The organism is Amycolatopsis sp. NPDC021455, from assembly GCF_040640995.1.
Taxonomy (GTDB): Bacteria; Actinomycetota; Actinomycetes; order Mycobacteriales; family Pseudonocardiaceae; genus Amycolatopsis.
Genome location: NZ_JBFACT010000054.1, coordinates 33,468 through 48,142 on the forward strand (window position 1 = coordinate 33,468; position 14,675 = coordinate 48,142).

Genomic DNA, 14,675 nt, shown 5'->3' on the forward strand with positions numbered 1-14,675 from the left:
CGCGGTGTACTGTTTGCCGGTCCGACCGGCATGCGTGACCGCGTGAGGTGCCATGACACTGCGGCGGTACCCAGTGGCGATCGTGCTCGTCCTCGTCACGGCGGCGATGATCTTCGTCAACGGATTCGCGTTCTGGGGCGACACCGTCGCGCTGTGGATCGACGACGCCATGCAGCTGAGCGCCGGGCTCACCGGGGTCGTGTGCGGAGTCCTCGTGGCCCGCCGCGTCCGGGGGCACCAGCGCTGGTGGCGGATCCTGGTCGCGACCGGCATGACGGGCTGGTCGCTCGGCCAGTGCGTCTGGTCCTGGTACCAGCTGATCGACGGCCGGGGGCTGCCGTCGCCGTCGCTGGCCGACGTCGGGTACCTGAGCTTCCCGGTGTTCGCGCTCGCCGCCCTGTTCGTCCTCGCGCACGCGCGGGCCCGGCCGGAACGCGAACGCTGGCAGCCGGCCCAGTGGTTCGGCGTCGCAGTGGTGCTCGACGGGCTGGTGGTCACCGGCTCGCTGTTCATCCTCACCTGGACCGCGGCGCTCGGTCAGGTCGTCCGCGCCACCGGCCCGGACGCGCTGACCTGGGCCGTCGCCATCGCCTACCCGCTGTCGGACCTGGTGGTCGTGGTCGTCGCGGTGCTGCTGGTCGTGTTCGACCGGGTGGACCGCCCCTACCGCGCGAACCTGCTGCTGGCCGCCGTCGGGATCGTCGCGCTGGCCTGCTCGGACAGCGTGTTCGCCTACCTGGTCAGCATCGGCGCGGAGAGCATGAAGCCGTGGGCGGACACGGGGTTCGTGCTCGGCCCGCTGTTCATCGCCTTCGCCTTGCTCTTCACGCCCCGCGCCCGGCGGCACGACGAAGCGGGCCAGCCGGTCGGCGTCGACTGGTGGCAGGTCGCGCTGCCGTACGTGCCGGTCACCGCGGTCGCGCTGCTGATCACCGTGCAGCTGCTGGCCGGGGCCGGGCCGGACGGCGTCGAGGTGTCCATCGGCGTGCTCATCGTGTTCCTGGTGCTCGCGCGGCAGCTGCTTTCCTTGCTGGACAACAGGTTGCTGCTGCGCCGGGTGTACGAGGGTCAGCTGCAGCTGACCCACCAGGCCTACCACGACCCGCTGACCGGGCTGGCCAACCGGGCGCTGTTCGCCGACCGGCTGGATCGCGCCGTCGAGCAGGCCGCGGACGGCGGGCACCGGCCGCTCGTGCTGATCTTCGTCGACCTCGACGACTTCAAGGAGGTCAACGACCGGTTCGGGCACGCGGGCGGCGACGCCCTGCTGCACGCGGTCGCCCAGCGGCTGCTGAGCTGCGTGCGCGCGGGCGACACCGTCGCGCGGCTGGGCGGCGACGAGTTCGCGATCCTCCTCGAGGGCGAGCTCGACGCGCCGCAGGCCGTCGCCGACCGGATCCAGAGCGCGCTGCGGCGGCCGTTCGCGGTGCAGGGCACGCTGGTCCCGGTCCGCGCGAGCATGGGCCTGGTGGTGCCGGACCCGGCCGAGCCGTCGGTGACCTCGGACGTGCTGCTGGGCCGTGCGGACTCGTCGATGTACGCGGGCAAGCGGCTGGGCAAGGACACCACGGTCGTGTACCACCCGTCGCCGGACGGGCCGCCCGACTTCCCGTCGGCGCTGCGCCGCGCGGACGGCGGCCTCCCCGAAGGCTTCGCCCTGGTGTTCCAGCCGATCGTCCGGCTGGCCGACGAGACGCCGGTGGCCGTGGAGGCACTGGCCCGGTGGACCACGCGGGACGGCACCGCGGTGTCGCCCGAGACGTTCGTCCGCGCCGCCGAAGGCGCCGGCCTCGGTGCCGAACTGGACGCGCTGGTGCTGGACCTCGCCTGCCGCGAGATCACCGCGGCCGGGCTGGACCTCACCGTGCACGTCAACGTCTGCGCGAGCCGGCTCGGCGCCGCGTCGCTCGAGGAGAGCGTCGGCGCGAGCCTCGACCGGTACCGGCTGCCCGCGGACCGGCTGATCGTCGAGATCACCGAGACCGTGCCGGTGCCGGACCTGGCCGCGGGTGCCGCCGCGATCCGCCGCCTGCAGGCCCTCGGCGTCCGGGTGGCGCTCGACGACTTCGGCGCCGGGTACAGCTCGCTGACCGTCCTGCACGCGCTGCCGGTCGACCTGATCAAGCTGGACCGGGCGCTGACCACCGGCGTCCAGCCGGACCGCGACGCGGCGCTGTGCCGGTCGCTGGTCGGGCTGTGCGCCGACCTCGACGTGGCCGTGGTCGCCGAAGGCATCGAGACGGCCGAGCAGGCCGAACTGGTCGTCCGGGCGGGCTGCACGACCGCCCAGGGCTACCGGTTCGGCTACCCGGCCCCGCTGTCCCAGCTGCGCCTGTCGACGCTTTCCGCCGGTTAACGAGCGTTCACGCCGCGGTTAACCGGCGTTCACGCCCGGCGGCAGCACGCCGAAGATCGTCGCGGTCGAGCCGGCGCCCCTGCGGTTGATCGGGCCGCCCGCGAGCACCCACGCGCCGGTCGTCGGCAGTGCCTTGAGGTTCGCCAGGATCTCCAGGCTGATCCGGTGCCGCCGGTAGACCAGCTTCGACACGGTGTAGGTCTCGTCGGTGCCGACGTCGGGGCTGAACGTGTCGGTGCCGGTGCCGCCGCGGCGCCCCAGCCGTCCGGTGTCGATCAGCCACTGCACGGCGGGGATGGAGAAGCCGGGCTGGTGCAGCACGCCGTCGGCGTCGGTGTTCGGGTACGCGGGCGTGCCCCACTTGGCGTCCCAGCCGGTCCACAGCACGACGACGGACTCGTTCGGGATCCGGCCGTAGCACTTCTCCCACGCCTTGAGGTCGTCGACCGTGACGGCGTAGTCCGGGTTCGCCGCGGCCTTCGCCCGCACGTCGATCTTCACGGCGGGCCGGAACAGGTCCCCGGGGTCCATGTCGTCGGCGAGCGGCTCGCCGGTGTTGAAGTGCCCGGGCGCGCCCCAGTGCGTCCCGGTGTGCTCCCCTTCGCGGACGAACTGCAGGTAGTAGCCGTCCTGGGGGATGGTCGCGATGGTTTCCAGCTCGAAGGCCGGGTCCCCGGGGAAGACGTTCGTCGTGGCGGGGTCGTTGACGTGCGAGAGGTTGACCAGGTTCAGCTGGTCCAGCCGCACCGGCGGGGTCGCCGTCGCGGCCTGGGCCGTCCGCCCGGACAGCGCGGCGCCGAACACCCCGGCCAGCCCCGCGGCCAGCACCTTGCGTCTCATCGGCATGAGGGATCACCTTTCCACCCAGCTCCGGTCCACCCGGCACTGACACGGTGATATCACCCGGACTCGGCGCGGCCAAGGAGTTGCGCGAAGATGGAGGTCGTGGGCAACGACATCGAAGACAGCGCCGACGACGGCATCCTCGACCCCGAGGACACTTTGGACGACCGCGACGAGCTGGCGGAGGGTTATTCACCGCCGGAACGCGCCCAGGCGACCGAGGGCTGGGGCACCACCGCGCGCGAGACGGCGGAGGGCGAAAGCTGGGAGCGCCGGCTCGCCCGCGAGGTCCCGGACGTGGCTGCCGAGGACGGCGACGGCCTCGGCGACAGCGAAGACTCCGACGGCGAGCTGATCGACGACGAGGTCGGCGACGTCCGCGCGGGCCGTCTGGTCGCTTCGAACGAGGGCTACGGCGAGGACACCGACGAAGAGCTGTACGCGTCCGACTCGGGCATCGACGGCGGCGCGGCTTCGGCGGAGGAAGCGGCGGTCCACGTGATCGACCCGTCACGGCGCTGGTGAGGTGACGCTGCCGGTGTCTTGAACGACTCGTTCAAGACACCGGAGGTCCTGAACGACTCGTTCAGGACGTTCGGCGAGCCGCCGGCCGCACGCCGTTGTACTCGCGGACCGCGTCGAGGTACTCGCCCTGCCCGCCGGCGTGCTGCCCGGGATGAGCGATCCCGCCCACCGCGACCTGGCGCCGCAAGCGTTTGCCGCCGGCGGCGTTCGCGGGCAGCCCGGCGCTGGTCCACGCCGCCGGGCCGGCGTCCTTCCCGCGGACGCTGCTGGTGCTCCTCCTGCCGGTGCCCGGCGCGCGGCGGCCCGGCTTCCCCGCTCGCTCCTAAGTGGACGAAGGGCCCGGACGCGCTCGCGTCCGGGCCCTCCAGCTCGGTTTCAGCAGCGGCCCGCGACGGCCTTCAGCAGTTCCGCGTTCGCGGTGTCGCCGGACAGCTCCCAGGCGAACACCCCGCCGAGCCCCTGCGACTTCGCGTACCCGGCCTTGGCCGACGCCGTCTCGGGCGTGTCGTAGCTCCACCACTGCGAGCCGCACTTCGCGTACGCCGTGCCCGCGACCCGGCCGTTGGCGGGGCACTTGGTCTTGAGGACCTTGTAGTCCTCGACGCCCGCTTCGTACGTGCCGGGCGCCGGGCCGGTCGCCGTGCCGCCGGGCTGCTTCTGCGTCACGCCGTCCCAGCCGCGGCCGTAGAACCCGAGGCCCAGCAACATCTTCGCCGACGGCACGCCCTGGCGGCGCAGCTTCTGGATCGCCGCGTCGGCGTAGTAGCCGGCCGTCGGGAGGCCCGGGTAGGCCCGCAGCGGCGAGTGCGGCGCGGTGGGCCCGGCCGGGCTCGCCCCGGGGATGAAGTAGTCATAGGTCATCACGTTGTACCAGTCGAGGTACCGGCTCGCCCCGGCGTAGTCGGCGGCGTCGATCTTGCCGCCGTTCGAGCCGTCCGCGGTGATCGCGGCGGTGACGAGCTGGTGCCCGAACTTCGCGCGCAGCGCCTTGACCAGTCCCGTGAACGCCTTCGGCCCGCTGGTGTCACAGGTGTTGCCGCAGGCGTTCGGGTATTCCCAGTCGATGTCGATGCCGTCGAACACGCCCGCCCAGCGCGGGTCGTTGACGAGGTTGTAGCAGGATTCGGCGAAGGCGGCCGGGTTCTTCGCCGCCTCGGTGAACCCCGCCGACCAGGTCCAGCCGCCGAAGGACCACAGCACCTTCAGCTTCGGATGCAGCTTCTTCAGTTCAAGCAGCTGGCTGAAACTGCCGTGCAGGGCGCCGGGTTCGGCGCTGTCGGCCTGACCGCTGACGCTCGTGGCGGCGTCGTAGGGCATGTCGTGGTCGGCCCACGGGTCGCCGACCACGCAGCCGCCGCCCGTGACGTTGCCGAACGCGTAGTTGACGTGCGTCAGTTTCGCGGCCGAACCGGACGTCTCGATGTCCTTTACGTGGTAATTGCGGGCGTAGACGTCCCAATCGGCGAAGTAGGCCATCACCTTGCCCTGGGCCTTCCCGGCATCCGCGGGTGGCGCCGCGACGGAGGCACCGGCGAGCGCGAGTGCGATGACGGCGACGCGTTTTCTCATGCGGAGCACGGGATTCTCCTCACCAGCCGGACGGACCAGCCGAGACTAACAGGTCCAGACCATTTCGAACCAGGGTCAAATCGGTACGGTCAACGGATTTCCCGATGCGCCCCCAGCCGGACGCGGATTCACGGACGTGCGATGATCGGCCGATGACCGAGTTCGGCTGCGCCCGCTGCTCCGGCGAAGACGCCCTGACCGCACTGGCCTTCTGCACGACCCGGCTGAACAAGACGCATCGCCTGGTCGAGCGTTCGCATTTCAGCGTGTCGCTGCGCCGGTGCCCCGAATGCGGCCAGTCGTTCGCCGCGATCTTCACCGAATTCGTCGACTGGAACGGCGGCGAAGACGCGCAGTACTTCGACTTCGTCCCGCTCACCACCGCCGAGGTTTCGTCGCTGGCCGCGCAGGGTTCCCGCGTCGACCTCGCCGAGCTGGGCGCGCTGGGCAGCGTCCGGCGGCGGCTGTCGTCGAGCTGGCCGACCGGCGGCGAGAAGGAAATCGCCTGGCGGACGGATTCCCTCTCGGTGCGCGAAGGTCACTGACCGGCCAGGCGGAGGATCGCCGCGGCCGAGCGGTCGACGTCGGCCTCCGTCGTCGTCCAGCCGGACACCGAGATCCGCAGGTAGCGGCGGCCGCGCCAGGTGGTGCCGCCGAGCCAGCACGTGCCGTCGTCCTGGACCTTCCGGATGATCGCGTCGGTGGCGTCGCCGAAGGAGACGAGGACCTGGTTGAGGACGACGTCGTTGCCGATCTCGGCGCCGCCGTCGGCGAGGGCCTTCGCGAAGCGCCGCGCCAGCCGGCAGCAGCGGTCGACGAGCTCGGCGACTCCGTCGCGGCCCAGCTCGCGCAACGCCGCCCAGACCGCGAAACCGCGGGCGCGGCGCGACGACTCCAGCGTCAGGTCACCCATGCCGGAGACCTCGCCGGCCCCGGTCAGGTAGGCCGCGCGGTAGGAGATCGCCGCGGCGTGGACGTCCGGGCGGGCGCAGAAGACGAACCCCGAGTCGTACGGGACGTTCAGCCACTTGTGCCCGTCGCAGGCCCAGGAGTCGGCCAGCTCGGCGCCGTCGAGCAGCGCCGCGGTGGCCGGGTTGGCCGCGGCCCACAACCCGAAGGCGCCGTCGACGTGGATCCAGGCGTCGCCCGCGGCTTCGCGGGCGGCACGCAGGTCGTCGCACGCTCCGGTGTTCACGTTCCCCGCCTGCAGGCAGACGATCGCCGGTCCGTTTCCGGCGGCGAGCACGCGTTCGAGGTCGGCGACGTCGATCGCGCCCTGCGGCCCGGCGGCGACCGGCTCGACGGCCCGGGTGCCGAAGCCCAGCAGGCGCAACGCGCGGTCGATGGTGGCGTGCCGTTCTTCGCTCGCGATGACGCGGACGCGCGGGGCGCCGACGAGCCCGTCGCGTTCGACGTCCCAGCCGGCTTCGGCCAGCACGTGGTGCCGGGCCGCGGCGAGCCCGGTGGTGTTCGCCGCCTGGCCGCCGGTGACGAACCCGGCGGACGCCGTGGCGGGCAGGCCCAGCAGCTCCTTCAGCCAGCCACCGGCGACGTCTTCGGCGGCGGCCGCGGCGGGTGAGAGGACGGCGTTGAACCCGTTCTGGTCCCAGCCCGCGGCGAGCACGTCGGCCGCGGTGGCCGCCGGCAACGCGCCGCCGACGACGAAACCGAAGAACCGCGGCCCGGCCGTGGCGACCAGTCCCGGCTCGGCGGCGCGGGCGAGCTCTTCGAGCACTTCGGACGGTGGGCTCGGCGTTTCCGGGAGCGGGCCGCCGAAGCCGGCGCGCAGGGCGTCCGGGTCGACGGCACGGGCGACCGGCCGGTCCGCCAGGCTCTCGCGGTGATCCGCCGCCAGCTCGGCGGCGCGGGCCAGCAGCGCGCGCATCTCGTCCACGGACCGACTCTAGGTGCGTCCCGGGAACAATCAAGGACTCCCGGACGTAGCGTCTGATATGGAGACTCCGTTGGGCACCGACCGGCTCGTGATCCGGGACTGGACGCCTGCCGACGCCGAAGCCGCGTTCGCGATCTACGGCGCGGAGGACGTCACGCACTGGCTGACCCCGGCGATGGACCGCGTCGGCGACGTCGGCGCGATGCGCGCGGTGCTGCACGCCTGGCAGGAAGCGCAGCCGAACCTGCCGCCGCCGCGCGGCCGGTGGGCCGTGCAGCGCAAGGAGGACGGCGCCGTGATCGGCGGCCTCGGCATCCGGCTGCTGCCGCCGTTCGAGGAGGACCTCGAGCTGAGCTGGCAGCTCGCGCCCGGCGTCTGGGGCAAGGGCTACGCGTCGGAAGCGGCGACGGCGCTGATCGAGTGGGCGTTCACGCAGGACACCGAGGAGCTGTTCGCGGTGGCGCGGCCGAACAACACGCGCGCGATCGCCGTGGCCAAGCGGCTCGGCATGCGCTGGGTCGGCGAGACGGACAAGTACTACAACCTGCGGCTGCAGGTGTACCGGATCCGGCACACCGACCTCATCGACTGACGGGCTCCAGCAGGAAGACGCGGATTTCGCGGTGCTCGGCCCGCACGGCGTAGCGGTCGTAAGCGGGCCAGTAGGCGGCGACGGCGTCCCACATCTCCTGCCGCTCGTCCCCGGTCAGCAGCCGCCCGGTGACCTCGACGGTCCGGCCGCCGATCGCGACGGTCGCCGCCGGGTGGGCCAGGAGGTTCGCCGACCAGGCCGGGTGCGCCTCCCCGCCCCAGTTGGAGCCGATCACGACGTACCCGCCACCGCGTTCGACGTACAGCAGCGGCACCTGCCGGGGTTCGCCGCTGCGCCGTCCGATGGTGGTGAGCAGCAGCGTCCGCAACCCGACGGCGGCGCCGACGCCGACCCGGCCGCCGCTGACCCGCAGCAGCACCCGGTCGGCGGGCACCAGCGCCCGCCCCAGCACGGCGAACGCCCTGCTCTTGCCGAACCCGGCGAAGACACCCCGCAAACCAGCCACGCCGGAACCCTAACCTCGCCGGCAGCCGGTTGCCCCACCCGATGCCCCCAATGTGGCGTTGGGTGCGTCCAGCGCACCCAATGTGGCGTTCGGTGCGTCCAGCGCACCCAACGCCACATTGGGGCGCTTGAGGCGGGCGGCCGGGCCTCCGGTCGCGCCCTTTAGTCCTGCCCGGTGACGGCGGTGACGCGGATCTCGACCCGCATCCCCGGCGCGCCCAGCGCGGCGACGCCGAGCTGGGTCCAGATGGGCGCGCGGTCGCCCATCCGCTTGCGGAGCTGCTCGACCATGACCCGGGTGTGGTCGTCGCCGATGGTGTCGGCCGCGGTGGGGACGTGGAACGAGTCCATCGCGACGACGTCGGCCCACGTGGCGCCGGCGGTGGCGAGCGTGCGCTCGACGTTGTCGAAGGCCTGGACGATTTCGTCCTCGAGCGACTCGGGGAAGACGGTGTCGTCGTCCCAGCCGCCCTGGCCCGAGATTTCGACGCGGTCACCGATCCGGACCGCCTGGGTGTAGTGCAGGGCGGCGAGGTGCCGGGGGCCGTAGCCGGGGGTGACCGAGAACTGCGGCGCGCTCATGGGGAATCCCTTCGATTGACTTCACGCTTGAAGTCAACGTAGCACGGTTTCACTTCAAGCGTGAAGTGATCTGCCCGTGGGTAAAGTTCGTCCATGGCCACCACCCCGGAACCCTCGGACGAGCCGCGCTGGCTCAGCCCGGCCGAGAAGGACGCCTGGACCGGCCTGGTCTCGCTCATCCTGCTGCTCCCGGGCCGGCTCGAGACGCCGCTGCACCGCGAAGCCGGGCTGACGCTCTTCGAGTACCTCACCCTCAGTCACGTCTCGGAAGCGCCGGAGCGCCGCCTGCGCATGAGCGAGCTGGCCTACCTGGCCAACGGGTCCCTGTCCCGGCTGTCCAATGTGGTCAAGCGGTTCGAGCAGCGCGGCTGGGTGGAGCGCTCGCCCGACCCCGAAGACGGCCGATACACCCTGGTCGCCCTCACCGACGCCGGTTTCGAGAAGGTCGTCGAGGCCGCGCCCACGCACGTGCGCAGCGTCCTGGCCGTGCTCGACCCGCTCACCGCGGCCGACCAGCAGGCCCTGGCCCGCATCGCCGCCAAGCTGCGCGTGCGGCCCGCCGACCTGGCCTAACCTTCGTCTTCTTCCATCTCGACCCATTCGAGCAGGTCACCGGGCTGGCAGCCGAGCACCCGGCACATGGCTTCCAGGGTGCTGAAGCGCACGGCCTTGGCGCGCCCGTTCTTCAGCACGGCGACGTTGGCGGGCGTGAGCCCGACCTTCTCGGCGAACTCCCCGACGCTCATCTTGCGCTTGGCCAGTTCGACGTCGATGCGCACGACGATCGGCATCAGATGACCGTTTCCATGTCGGTGCGCAGCGCGGTGGCCTGCCGCAGCAGGGCGCGCATGACCACCATCAGCAGGCCGATCACGGTAATCCCGACGGTCACCAGGAACAGCACCATCGGCATCCCGGGGTCGTCCGCGTTGAAGCCGACGAAGATCAGCATTCCGACGAAGACCAGCCACGCGGCGGCCACCGCCCAGACGATCGCGTCGACCCACTTCAGGGACGCGGGGGTGAAGATCCGGTCCTTCTTGACCAGCGTCAGCAGCTTCCAGGTCGCGACGAGGACCACCTGCACGCACAGCACGAGGAACACCGCGATGAAGGTCAACGGCCAGCGCAGCGGCGCGTCGTGCGGGTTCTGCTGCGTGTGGTAGGCGATCCCGCCCGGCAGGGACAGCGTCTGGAAGACGAGGAGAACGCCGAAGAGCACGACGAGGAAGATTCTGAGCGCGGCAACGGCCCACTTCTCGGTAACCATGCGTCGACTATCGTCGCCGATCTATCGAAAGTCAATAGGTAGTTGTCGATCTACGATGGCTCCGGGTCGAGTCGAACCGATTCGAGCGCCACGTACAGCTCGCCGATGTCGACCGGGTCGGTGAGGTCCCGTTTGGTCAGCTCCTGCACGCGGCGCAGCCGGTAGCGGACGGTGTTGGGGTGCACGAACAGGCGGTCCGCCGCCTCCTTCGCCGAACCGTGGCCGGCGAACCACGCGAGCAGCGTGTCCAGCAGGACCTTGCGTTCGGCGCCCGGCAGCGCGAGCACGCCGGCCAGCGCGGAGCGCACGACGTCGCGGGCCATCCCCGGCGCCGCGGCGACCAGCGTCGTCACCGGCGAGTCGCCGAACACCACGACACCGGCCGTCCCCGACGGCAGCGAGCGGCGGGCGATCCGGGCGCGGTGCAGGGCGTCCGGGACGTCGGGGAAGCCGGTGAACGGCCTGCTCATCCCGGCCGCGACCGGCAGGGAACCGAGCACTTCGCGCAACCGCCGGACGTCCTCGACCCGGTCGATCGCGACCAGCCCCGCCTCGCCGCCGGGCCGCCACGCCGACCGCCAGCGGCGCGCCCGCAGCAGCGCCTCGACGGAGTCGTGCTCGTCCGGCTCGACACGCTCGGTGACCACGGCGACGAACATGCCCGCCGTCGGCAGGCCCAGCTCGCGCGCGGCGGTCTCCATGTCCGCCTGGCCGGCGAGCCGGCCGCGCAGCAGGTCGTCCAGCAGCCGCGCGTTCGCGTGCGACGGCTCGGCCGCGACCTCCTCGTACGCGGTGGTCAGCGCGTCCGAATAGAGGTCGATCGCCTTCCAGACGTAGGAGTTGATCTCGATCGTCCGGGTCGGGTTGAGGAACTCCGGGCCGGCGAGCTCGAGGAGGGCTTCGTAGACGAAGGTGCCGCCGATGCGGAACGCGCGCAGCACGGCGGGCAGCGGGATGCCCTGGCGTGCCTGGACCAGCCCGGTCTTGCGGGCGGCGTCGATGGCGAGGCCGTGGCCTTCGGCGACCGCGGTCAGCGCGCGTTCGAGGTTGGCCCGGCAGACCTGACGCAGCTCACCGGGCGCGACGTGCTCCACCTGGCGGTAGAACTCGTCCTGCTCGCCGAGCAGCCGGGCGAGGCGGTCGGCGAACTCCGGCAGCCTGGCCAGCATCTCGCGCACCAGCTCGCGGTGCTCGCGAGGTACCGGCGTGGCCAGAGCTTCGATGCCCATTCCTCACAATAACTCGGGTCCCCGGCCGGGAACACGCACGAACTTGAGCAAAATTCACATCCGGCGGCGGTCAGGCCGGTTTGCGGGCGGTCAGGTAGACGTGGGGCTCGGGCCCGGCACCCGGGTGATCGGGGACGAAGTCGGCCCGGTCCTGGCGGATGACGTCCAGGCCGGCCTTCCGCAGCCGTTCGACGAGTGTCTCAGCGGGGAAGCTGCTGGCGCGGACCGGGTGTCCCATGAAGACGATGTCGACGCCGTCGACGTCCGCGGGCACCGTGGCGAACAGCAGCAGGCCGCCGGGTTTGAGCCAGGCGGCCAGGCGGCCGATCATGGTTTCCTGCTCGGCCCGCGGGAGCTGCAGCATGGAGAAGAACGTCGTGACGGCGTCCCAGCTGCCGTCCTCGAAGGACAGTTCGCGCATGTCGCCGAGCACGAACCGGGCGGCGGGCACCCGGTCCCGCGCGATCTCGACCATCCGGGGCGCGACGTCGTAGCCGGTGACGTCGTGGCCGGCCGCGGCCAGGAGCTCCGCGGTGGGCCGCCCGGTGCCCGAGCCGAGGTCGAGCACCTTCGCCGCCGGGGGCAGCGCCGCCAGCAGGTCGGTGATCGCCGCCCGCTGCGCGGTCGCGGTCCGGAAAGCGTGTTCGTAGTCGGTGCCGAGCGCGTCGAAGACCTCGGCGGCGGTTTCGGGGCGGGTCATGAGGCGGACCTTGCCAGAAACGCGGGTCCGGCGGGAGGTCGCCGGCGTCCGAGCTAGGCGGCGTCCGCTTCGACGAGCCGGGCCAGTTCCAGCAGGGCGCCTTCGAAGCCGGGGCCGGCGGTGAGCGCCACCGTGAGCGGACCCCCGCGCCGGTCCGTGCCCACCGGGAGCGTCACCGCCGGTTCCGTCCACTGAGGACGGCTCGGTCCGGCCGAGACGACGACGTCCGGCCGCGCCGGCGGGCGACGGCGGCCGCCCGCGTCGAGGTCGAGCACCACGTTGCCGTGCAAGGAAAGCAGCGCCGCCACGTCCGCGACGGCGTCGCGCAGCTCGCGGTCGGCGATGGAGTCGGAGTGGGCACCGATCGCCGGGCGGGACGGCTCGCCGTCGCGGGCGAGCCGCGGGACGATCGCTGCGAGGTCACCCCGGGCGCAGGTGAGCACCCGGATGCCCGGGACGCCCGCGAGGGGGTCGGCCAGGGTGATGCCCGCGCTCGCGGCGGCCGCCACGATCCGGGCCCGCCAGCGCGCGGTCGCCGCGATGGCGACCAGGGAAGGGTCCTGCGACAACAGGGAGTTTCTCCTTTTCTCCTCCGGCGCGGCGGGTGCGGATCGTCCGATGGTGGGCCCGTGCCCGTTGTGCCCGGGAACAAACATGTTTGGTCACTTGGTCCGAACGGCCGTGCCCATGCGGCCTTCCGGTCGCACCGGGTGTCTGTGACCGCGGGTCACACTTTGACGCGCGACGTGGCGCAGGCCACTATCTGCGCACTGATTACCGCCGGGTAATTTGCGTGTGTCCGGAGTACGACCCAGGAGGACCGTTGCGACGAGCTTTCGGCCTGATCTTGCTGGCGCTGGGGGTTTTCGCGGTGGCCGGGGCGGTGGTGCTGCCGACCTACGTCTACCCGAAGCTCGCCAAGGTGCCGCTCGACCAGGATTCGACCTCGGTGCTCGAAGGCACCGCGAGCAAGGTCCTCGTCGTGACCGACGACGGGTCCGGCCCGGTCGCGAAGATCCGCGAGAACGCGAAACTGACCGCCACCGGCCACGTGCAGGCGAACTTCGCCGCGCCGGAGATGCAGAAGGACACCGACTACGCGGTCTGGCTGCTCGCCGTGCAGGTCAAGGACGACGCCGACGGCGCTCTGGTCACCGCGAGCAAGCGGCAGGTCTGCTTCGACCGGCGGACCGCCGAGGGCTACGAGCCGAACGGCGCGACGGACCCGAAGTGCGACGCCAAGAGCAGCTACGTCACCGAACCGGACGGGACGAACACCGACAAGGCCCAGCCCGGCTTGAACTTCAAGTTCCCGTTCGGCACCGAGCAGAAGGACTACAAGGTCTACGACGACAACACCGGCGCGGCCGTCACCGCCAAGTACACCGGCACCGAGACGGTCAACGGGATCGAGACCTACAAGTTCGTCCAGAACATCCCCGACACGAAGCTCGACTCGAAGAAGGTCCCCGGCTCGCTCATCGGTTCGGCCGAGGCGTCCGTCACGGCCGACCTCTACTACCGCGGCGTCAACACGATGTGGGTGGAGCCGGTCACCGGGATCGAGGTGAAGCAGCAGCAACAGCAGCACCAGGAACTGCGGGCGGGCACGAGCACGACCGTCGTGTTCGACGGGACGCTCGCCTACAACGGCAAGACGATCTCGCAGATGGTCGACCAGGTCGACGAGAACAAGGGCAAGCTGGAGTTCCTGTCGAGCACCGGCCCGCTGTGGCTCGGCATCGGCGGCGGCGTGCTGATCCTGGTGGCGGTCTACCTGCTCGTCCGCCGCCGTCCCACCCCGCCGCCGGCACCGCGGCAGCGCCGTCAGGTGGTTTTCGCCCGCACCTGAATCAGCGCTTCCGCAGAACCAGGACCAGATTCCAGGACGCTATTTCCCGGAGGCCGGGAATCCGCACGATCCACATCGCCCAGCTCGGGTGGTACCGCGGATAACCGGCCACCAGATCGGCGAGCGGCGTCGCCTTCGCCCAGCGAAGCGCGGCGCCGACCGAAACCGGGAACAGGCTTTCCCCGAATTTGTTCTTCGGCTGCTTTCCGAGCTTGCGGAGATAGCGCTGCCGGGCGTAGTCGCCGCCGAGGAAGTGCCACGGCGCCGTCTCGTGGCCGCCCCACGGCGAATACCACGGCGTGAAGGAGGCGAAGATCGTGCCGCCGGGTTTGGTCACCCGGCACATCTCGTCGAGCATGACCCACGGCTCCGACACGTGTTCGAGCACGTTCGACGAGTAGCAGATGTCCACGGAACCGCTGCGCACCGGCAGTTCCGTGCCGCTGGCGCGGATCATGTTCTCGCCGGGCTCGCCCCGCGCGGACAGCTCGCCGACGTCCGGGTCGAGGCCGAGATAGACCGCGCCGGCCGCGCGGAAGGCGTCCGAGAAATAGCCGGGACCGCCGCCGACGTCGAGCACTGTACGCCCCGGCAACGGAGCGTGCGACGCCAATTGCCGGACGGAGTCGGCGGCCAGCGCGGAATAGAAGCCGTCCGGATCCGTCTGTTCGGTGAGGAACGTCCGGAACAGCGTCACGGAACGGCGGAGCGTGGCTCGATGCGGCTGCGCCGTCGCGACGAGAACAGGATTACCTACCATTGAACCGTCGCTTTCCCGAATACGTTCATCTAGGGTGT

At 71.5% G+C, this 14,675-nt stretch carries 18 protein-coding genes; 6 read left to right on the plus strand and 12 right to left on the minus strand.

Annotation, left to right across the window (positions count from 1 at the left end; all coding sequences use genetic code 11):
- Positions 1-52 precede the first annotated feature (52 nt).
- A complete protein-coding gene (locus AB0G28_RS37230; protein WP_361100526.1) occupies positions 53-2,356 on the plus strand; it encodes an EAL domain-containing protein in 2,304 nt (767 codons plus the stop codon).
- A gap of 18 nt (positions 2,357-2,374) precedes the next feature.
- On the opposite strand, the gene AB0G28_RS37235 is transcribed toward AB0G28_RS37230, so the two are convergent.
- Positions 2,375-3,202 (minus strand): cyclase family protein, encoded by an 828-nt coding sequence (locus AB0G28_RS37235; protein WP_361100529.1) that lies wholly within the window; start codon positions 3,200-3,202, stop codon positions 2,375-2,377.
- A gap of 99 nt (positions 3,203-3,301) precedes the next feature.
- Between AB0G28_RS37235 and AB0G28_RS37240 the strand changes: the two genes are divergently transcribed.
- Entirely contained in the window at positions 3,302-3,724 is a 423-nt protein-coding gene (locus AB0G28_RS37240; protein WP_361100602.1) for a DUF5709 domain-containing protein, read from the plus strand.
- Between the two features lie 61 nt (positions 3,725-3,785).
- On the opposite strand, the gene AB0G28_RS37245 is transcribed toward AB0G28_RS37240, so the two are convergent.
- Together AB0G28_RS37245 and AB0G28_RS37250 are read right to left on the minus strand one after the other, a co-directional pair.
- Complete coding sequence (locus tag AB0G28_RS37245) at positions 3,786-3,911, minus strand: hypothetical protein (RefSeq protein ID WP_361100532.1); 126 nt, start codon at positions 3,909-3,911, stop codon at positions 3,786-3,788.
- Positions 3,912-4,099: 188 nt separating this feature from the next.
- Positions 4,100-5,302 (minus strand): glycoside hydrolase family 18 protein, encoded by a 1,203-nt coding sequence (locus tag AB0G28_RS37250; RefSeq protein WP_361100535.1) that lies wholly within the window; start codon positions 5,300-5,302, stop codon positions 4,100-4,102.
- A gap of 143 nt (positions 5,303-5,445) precedes the next feature.
- Between AB0G28_RS37250 and AB0G28_RS37255 the strand changes: the two genes are divergently transcribed.
- Positions 5,446-5,838, plus strand: coding sequence for a hypothetical protein (locus tag AB0G28_RS37255; protein WP_361100538.1), 393 nt, complete (start codon positions 5,446-5,448; stop codon positions 5,836-5,838).
- On the opposite strand, the gene AB0G28_RS37260 is transcribed toward AB0G28_RS37255, so the two are convergent.
- Positions 5,832-7,178, minus strand: a complete 1,347-nt coding sequence (locus AB0G28_RS37260) for a pyridoxal-dependent decarboxylase (RefSeq protein ID WP_361100605.1) — start codon at positions 7,176-7,178, stop codon at positions 5,832-5,834. The two genes, AB0G28_RS37255 and AB0G28_RS37260, sit on opposite strands and share 7 nt — an antisense overlap.
- Before the next feature lie 67 nt (positions 7,179-7,245).
- Here AB0G28_RS37260 and AB0G28_RS37265 point away from each other — a divergent pair, with 67 nt between their 5' ends.
- Positions 7,246-7,779 (plus strand): GNAT family N-acetyltransferase, encoded by a 534-nt coding sequence (locus AB0G28_RS37265; RefSeq protein ID WP_361100541.1) that lies wholly within the window; start codon positions 7,246-7,248, stop codon positions 7,777-7,779.
- Here the strand turns inward: AB0G28_RS37265 and AB0G28_RS37270 are convergent.
- A complete protein-coding gene (locus tag AB0G28_RS37270; RefSeq protein WP_361100608.1) occupies positions 7,769-8,236 on the minus strand; it encodes a nitroreductase family deazaflavin-dependent oxidoreductase in 468 nt (155 codons plus the stop codon). The genes AB0G28_RS37265 and AB0G28_RS37270 overlap by 11 nt on opposite strands.
- 170 nt (positions 8,237-8,406) lie before the next feature.
- Complete coding sequence (locus AB0G28_RS37275; RefSeq protein ID WP_361100544.1) at positions 8,407-8,826, minus strand: RidA family protein; 420 nt, start codon at positions 8,824-8,826, stop codon at positions 8,407-8,409.
- Positions 8,827-8,919: 93 nt separating this feature from the next.
- On the opposite strand from AB0G28_RS37275, the gene AB0G28_RS37280 reads away from it, so the two are divergent.
- Complete coding sequence (locus AB0G28_RS37280) at positions 8,920-9,399, plus strand: MarR family transcriptional regulator (RefSeq protein ID WP_361100547.1); 480 nt, start codon at positions 8,920-8,922, stop codon at positions 9,397-9,399.
- Here AB0G28_RS37280 and AB0G28_RS37285 read toward each other — a convergent pair.
- From AB0G28_RS37285 to AB0G28_RS37305, 5 genes are all read right to left on the minus strand, one after another.
- Positions 9,396-9,617 carry a helix-turn-helix transcriptional regulator gene (locus tag AB0G28_RS37285; RefSeq protein WP_361100549.1) on the minus strand — a complete coding sequence of 74 codons (222 nt, stop codon included), beginning with the start codon at positions 9,615-9,617 and terminating at the stop codon, positions 9,396-9,398. The two genes, AB0G28_RS37280 and AB0G28_RS37285, sit on opposite strands and share 4 nt — an antisense overlap.
- Positions 9,617-10,096: a DUF2975 domain-containing protein gene (locus AB0G28_RS37290; protein ID WP_361100552.1), complete on the minus strand. Its 480-nt coding sequence runs from the start codon at positions 10,094-10,096 to the stop codon at positions 9,617-9,619. Before AB0G28_RS37290 ends, AB0G28_RS37285 begins: the two co-directional genes overlap by 1 nt.
- Positions 10,097-10,146: 50 nt before the next feature.
- A complete protein-coding gene (locus AB0G28_RS37295) occupies positions 10,147-11,325 on the minus strand; it encodes a helix-turn-helix domain-containing protein (protein WP_361100555.1) in 1,179 nt (392 codons plus the stop codon).
- 70 nt (positions 11,326-11,395) lie between these two features.
- Positions 11,396-12,025, minus strand: a complete 630-nt coding sequence (locus AB0G28_RS37300; protein WP_361100558.1) for a methyltransferase domain-containing protein — start codon at positions 12,023-12,025, stop codon at positions 11,396-11,398.
- A 53-nt stretch (positions 12,026-12,078) separates the two neighbouring features.
- Positions 12,079-12,594 carry a hypothetical protein gene (locus tag AB0G28_RS37305; protein WP_361100561.1) on the minus strand — a complete coding sequence of 172 codons (516 nt, stop codon included), beginning with the start codon at positions 12,592-12,594 and terminating at the stop codon, positions 12,079-12,081.
- Between the two features lie 254 nt (positions 12,595-12,848).
- Between AB0G28_RS37305 and AB0G28_RS37310 the strand changes: the two genes are divergently transcribed.
- Entirely contained in the window at positions 12,849-13,877 is a 1,029-nt protein-coding gene (locus AB0G28_RS37310; protein ID WP_361100564.1) for a DUF3068 domain-containing protein, read from the plus strand.
- 1 nt (position 13,878) lies between these two features.
- Here AB0G28_RS37310 and AB0G28_RS37315 read toward each other — a convergent pair whose 3' ends face one another.
- Positions 13,879-14,574: a class I SAM-dependent methyltransferase gene (locus AB0G28_RS37315; RefSeq protein ID WP_361100567.1), complete on the minus strand. Its 696-nt coding sequence runs from the start codon at positions 14,572-14,574 to the stop codon at positions 13,879-13,881.
- Between the last annotated feature and the right edge of the window lie 101 nt (positions 14,575-14,675).

Bases quoted from the DNA above. Each gene is read 5' to 3' on its own strand.
- AB0G28_RS37230 (WP_361100526.1), top strand. From the start codon at position 53: ATGACACTGCGGCGGTACCCAGTGGCGATCGTGCTCGTCCTCGTCACG.
- AB0G28_RS37235 (WP_361100529.1), bottom strand. From the start codon at position 3,202: ATGCCGATGAGACGCAAGGTGCTGGCCGCGGGGCTGGCCGGGGTGTTC.
- AB0G28_RS37255 (WP_361100538.1), top strand. From the start codon at position 5,446: ATGACCGAGTTCGGCTGCGCCCGCTGCTCCGGCGAAGACGCCCTGACC.
- AB0G28_RS37260 (WP_361100605.1), bottom strand. From the start codon at position 7,178: ATGCGCGCGCTGCTGGCCCGCGCCGCCGAGCTGGCGGCGGATCACCGC.
- AB0G28_RS37265 (WP_361100541.1), top strand. From the start codon at position 7,246: ATGGAGACTCCGTTGGGCACCGACCGGCTCGTGATCCGGGACTGGACG.
- AB0G28_RS37275 (WP_361100544.1), bottom strand. From the start codon at position 8,826: ATGAGCGCGCCGCAGTTCTCGGTCACCCCCGGCTACGGCCCCCGGCAC.
- AB0G28_RS37280 (WP_361100547.1), top strand. From the start codon at position 8,920: ATGGCCACCACCCCGGAACCCTCGGACGAGCCGCGCTGGCTCAGCCCG.
- AB0G28_RS37285 (WP_361100549.1), bottom strand. From the start codon at position 9,617: ATGCCGATCGTCGTGCGCATCGACGTCGAACTGGCCAAGCGCAAGATG.
- AB0G28_RS37290 (WP_361100552.1), bottom strand. From the start codon at position 10,096: ATGGTTACCGAGAAGTGGGCCGTTGCCGCGCTCAGAATCTTCCTCGTC.
- AB0G28_RS37295 (WP_361100555.1), bottom strand. From the start codon at position 11,325: ATGGGCATCGAAGCTCTGGCCACGCCGGTACCTCGCGAGCACCGCGAG.
- AB0G28_RS37300 (WP_361100558.1), bottom strand. From the start codon at position 12,025: ATGACCCGCCCCGAAACCGCCGCCGAGGTCTTCGACGCGCTCGGCACC.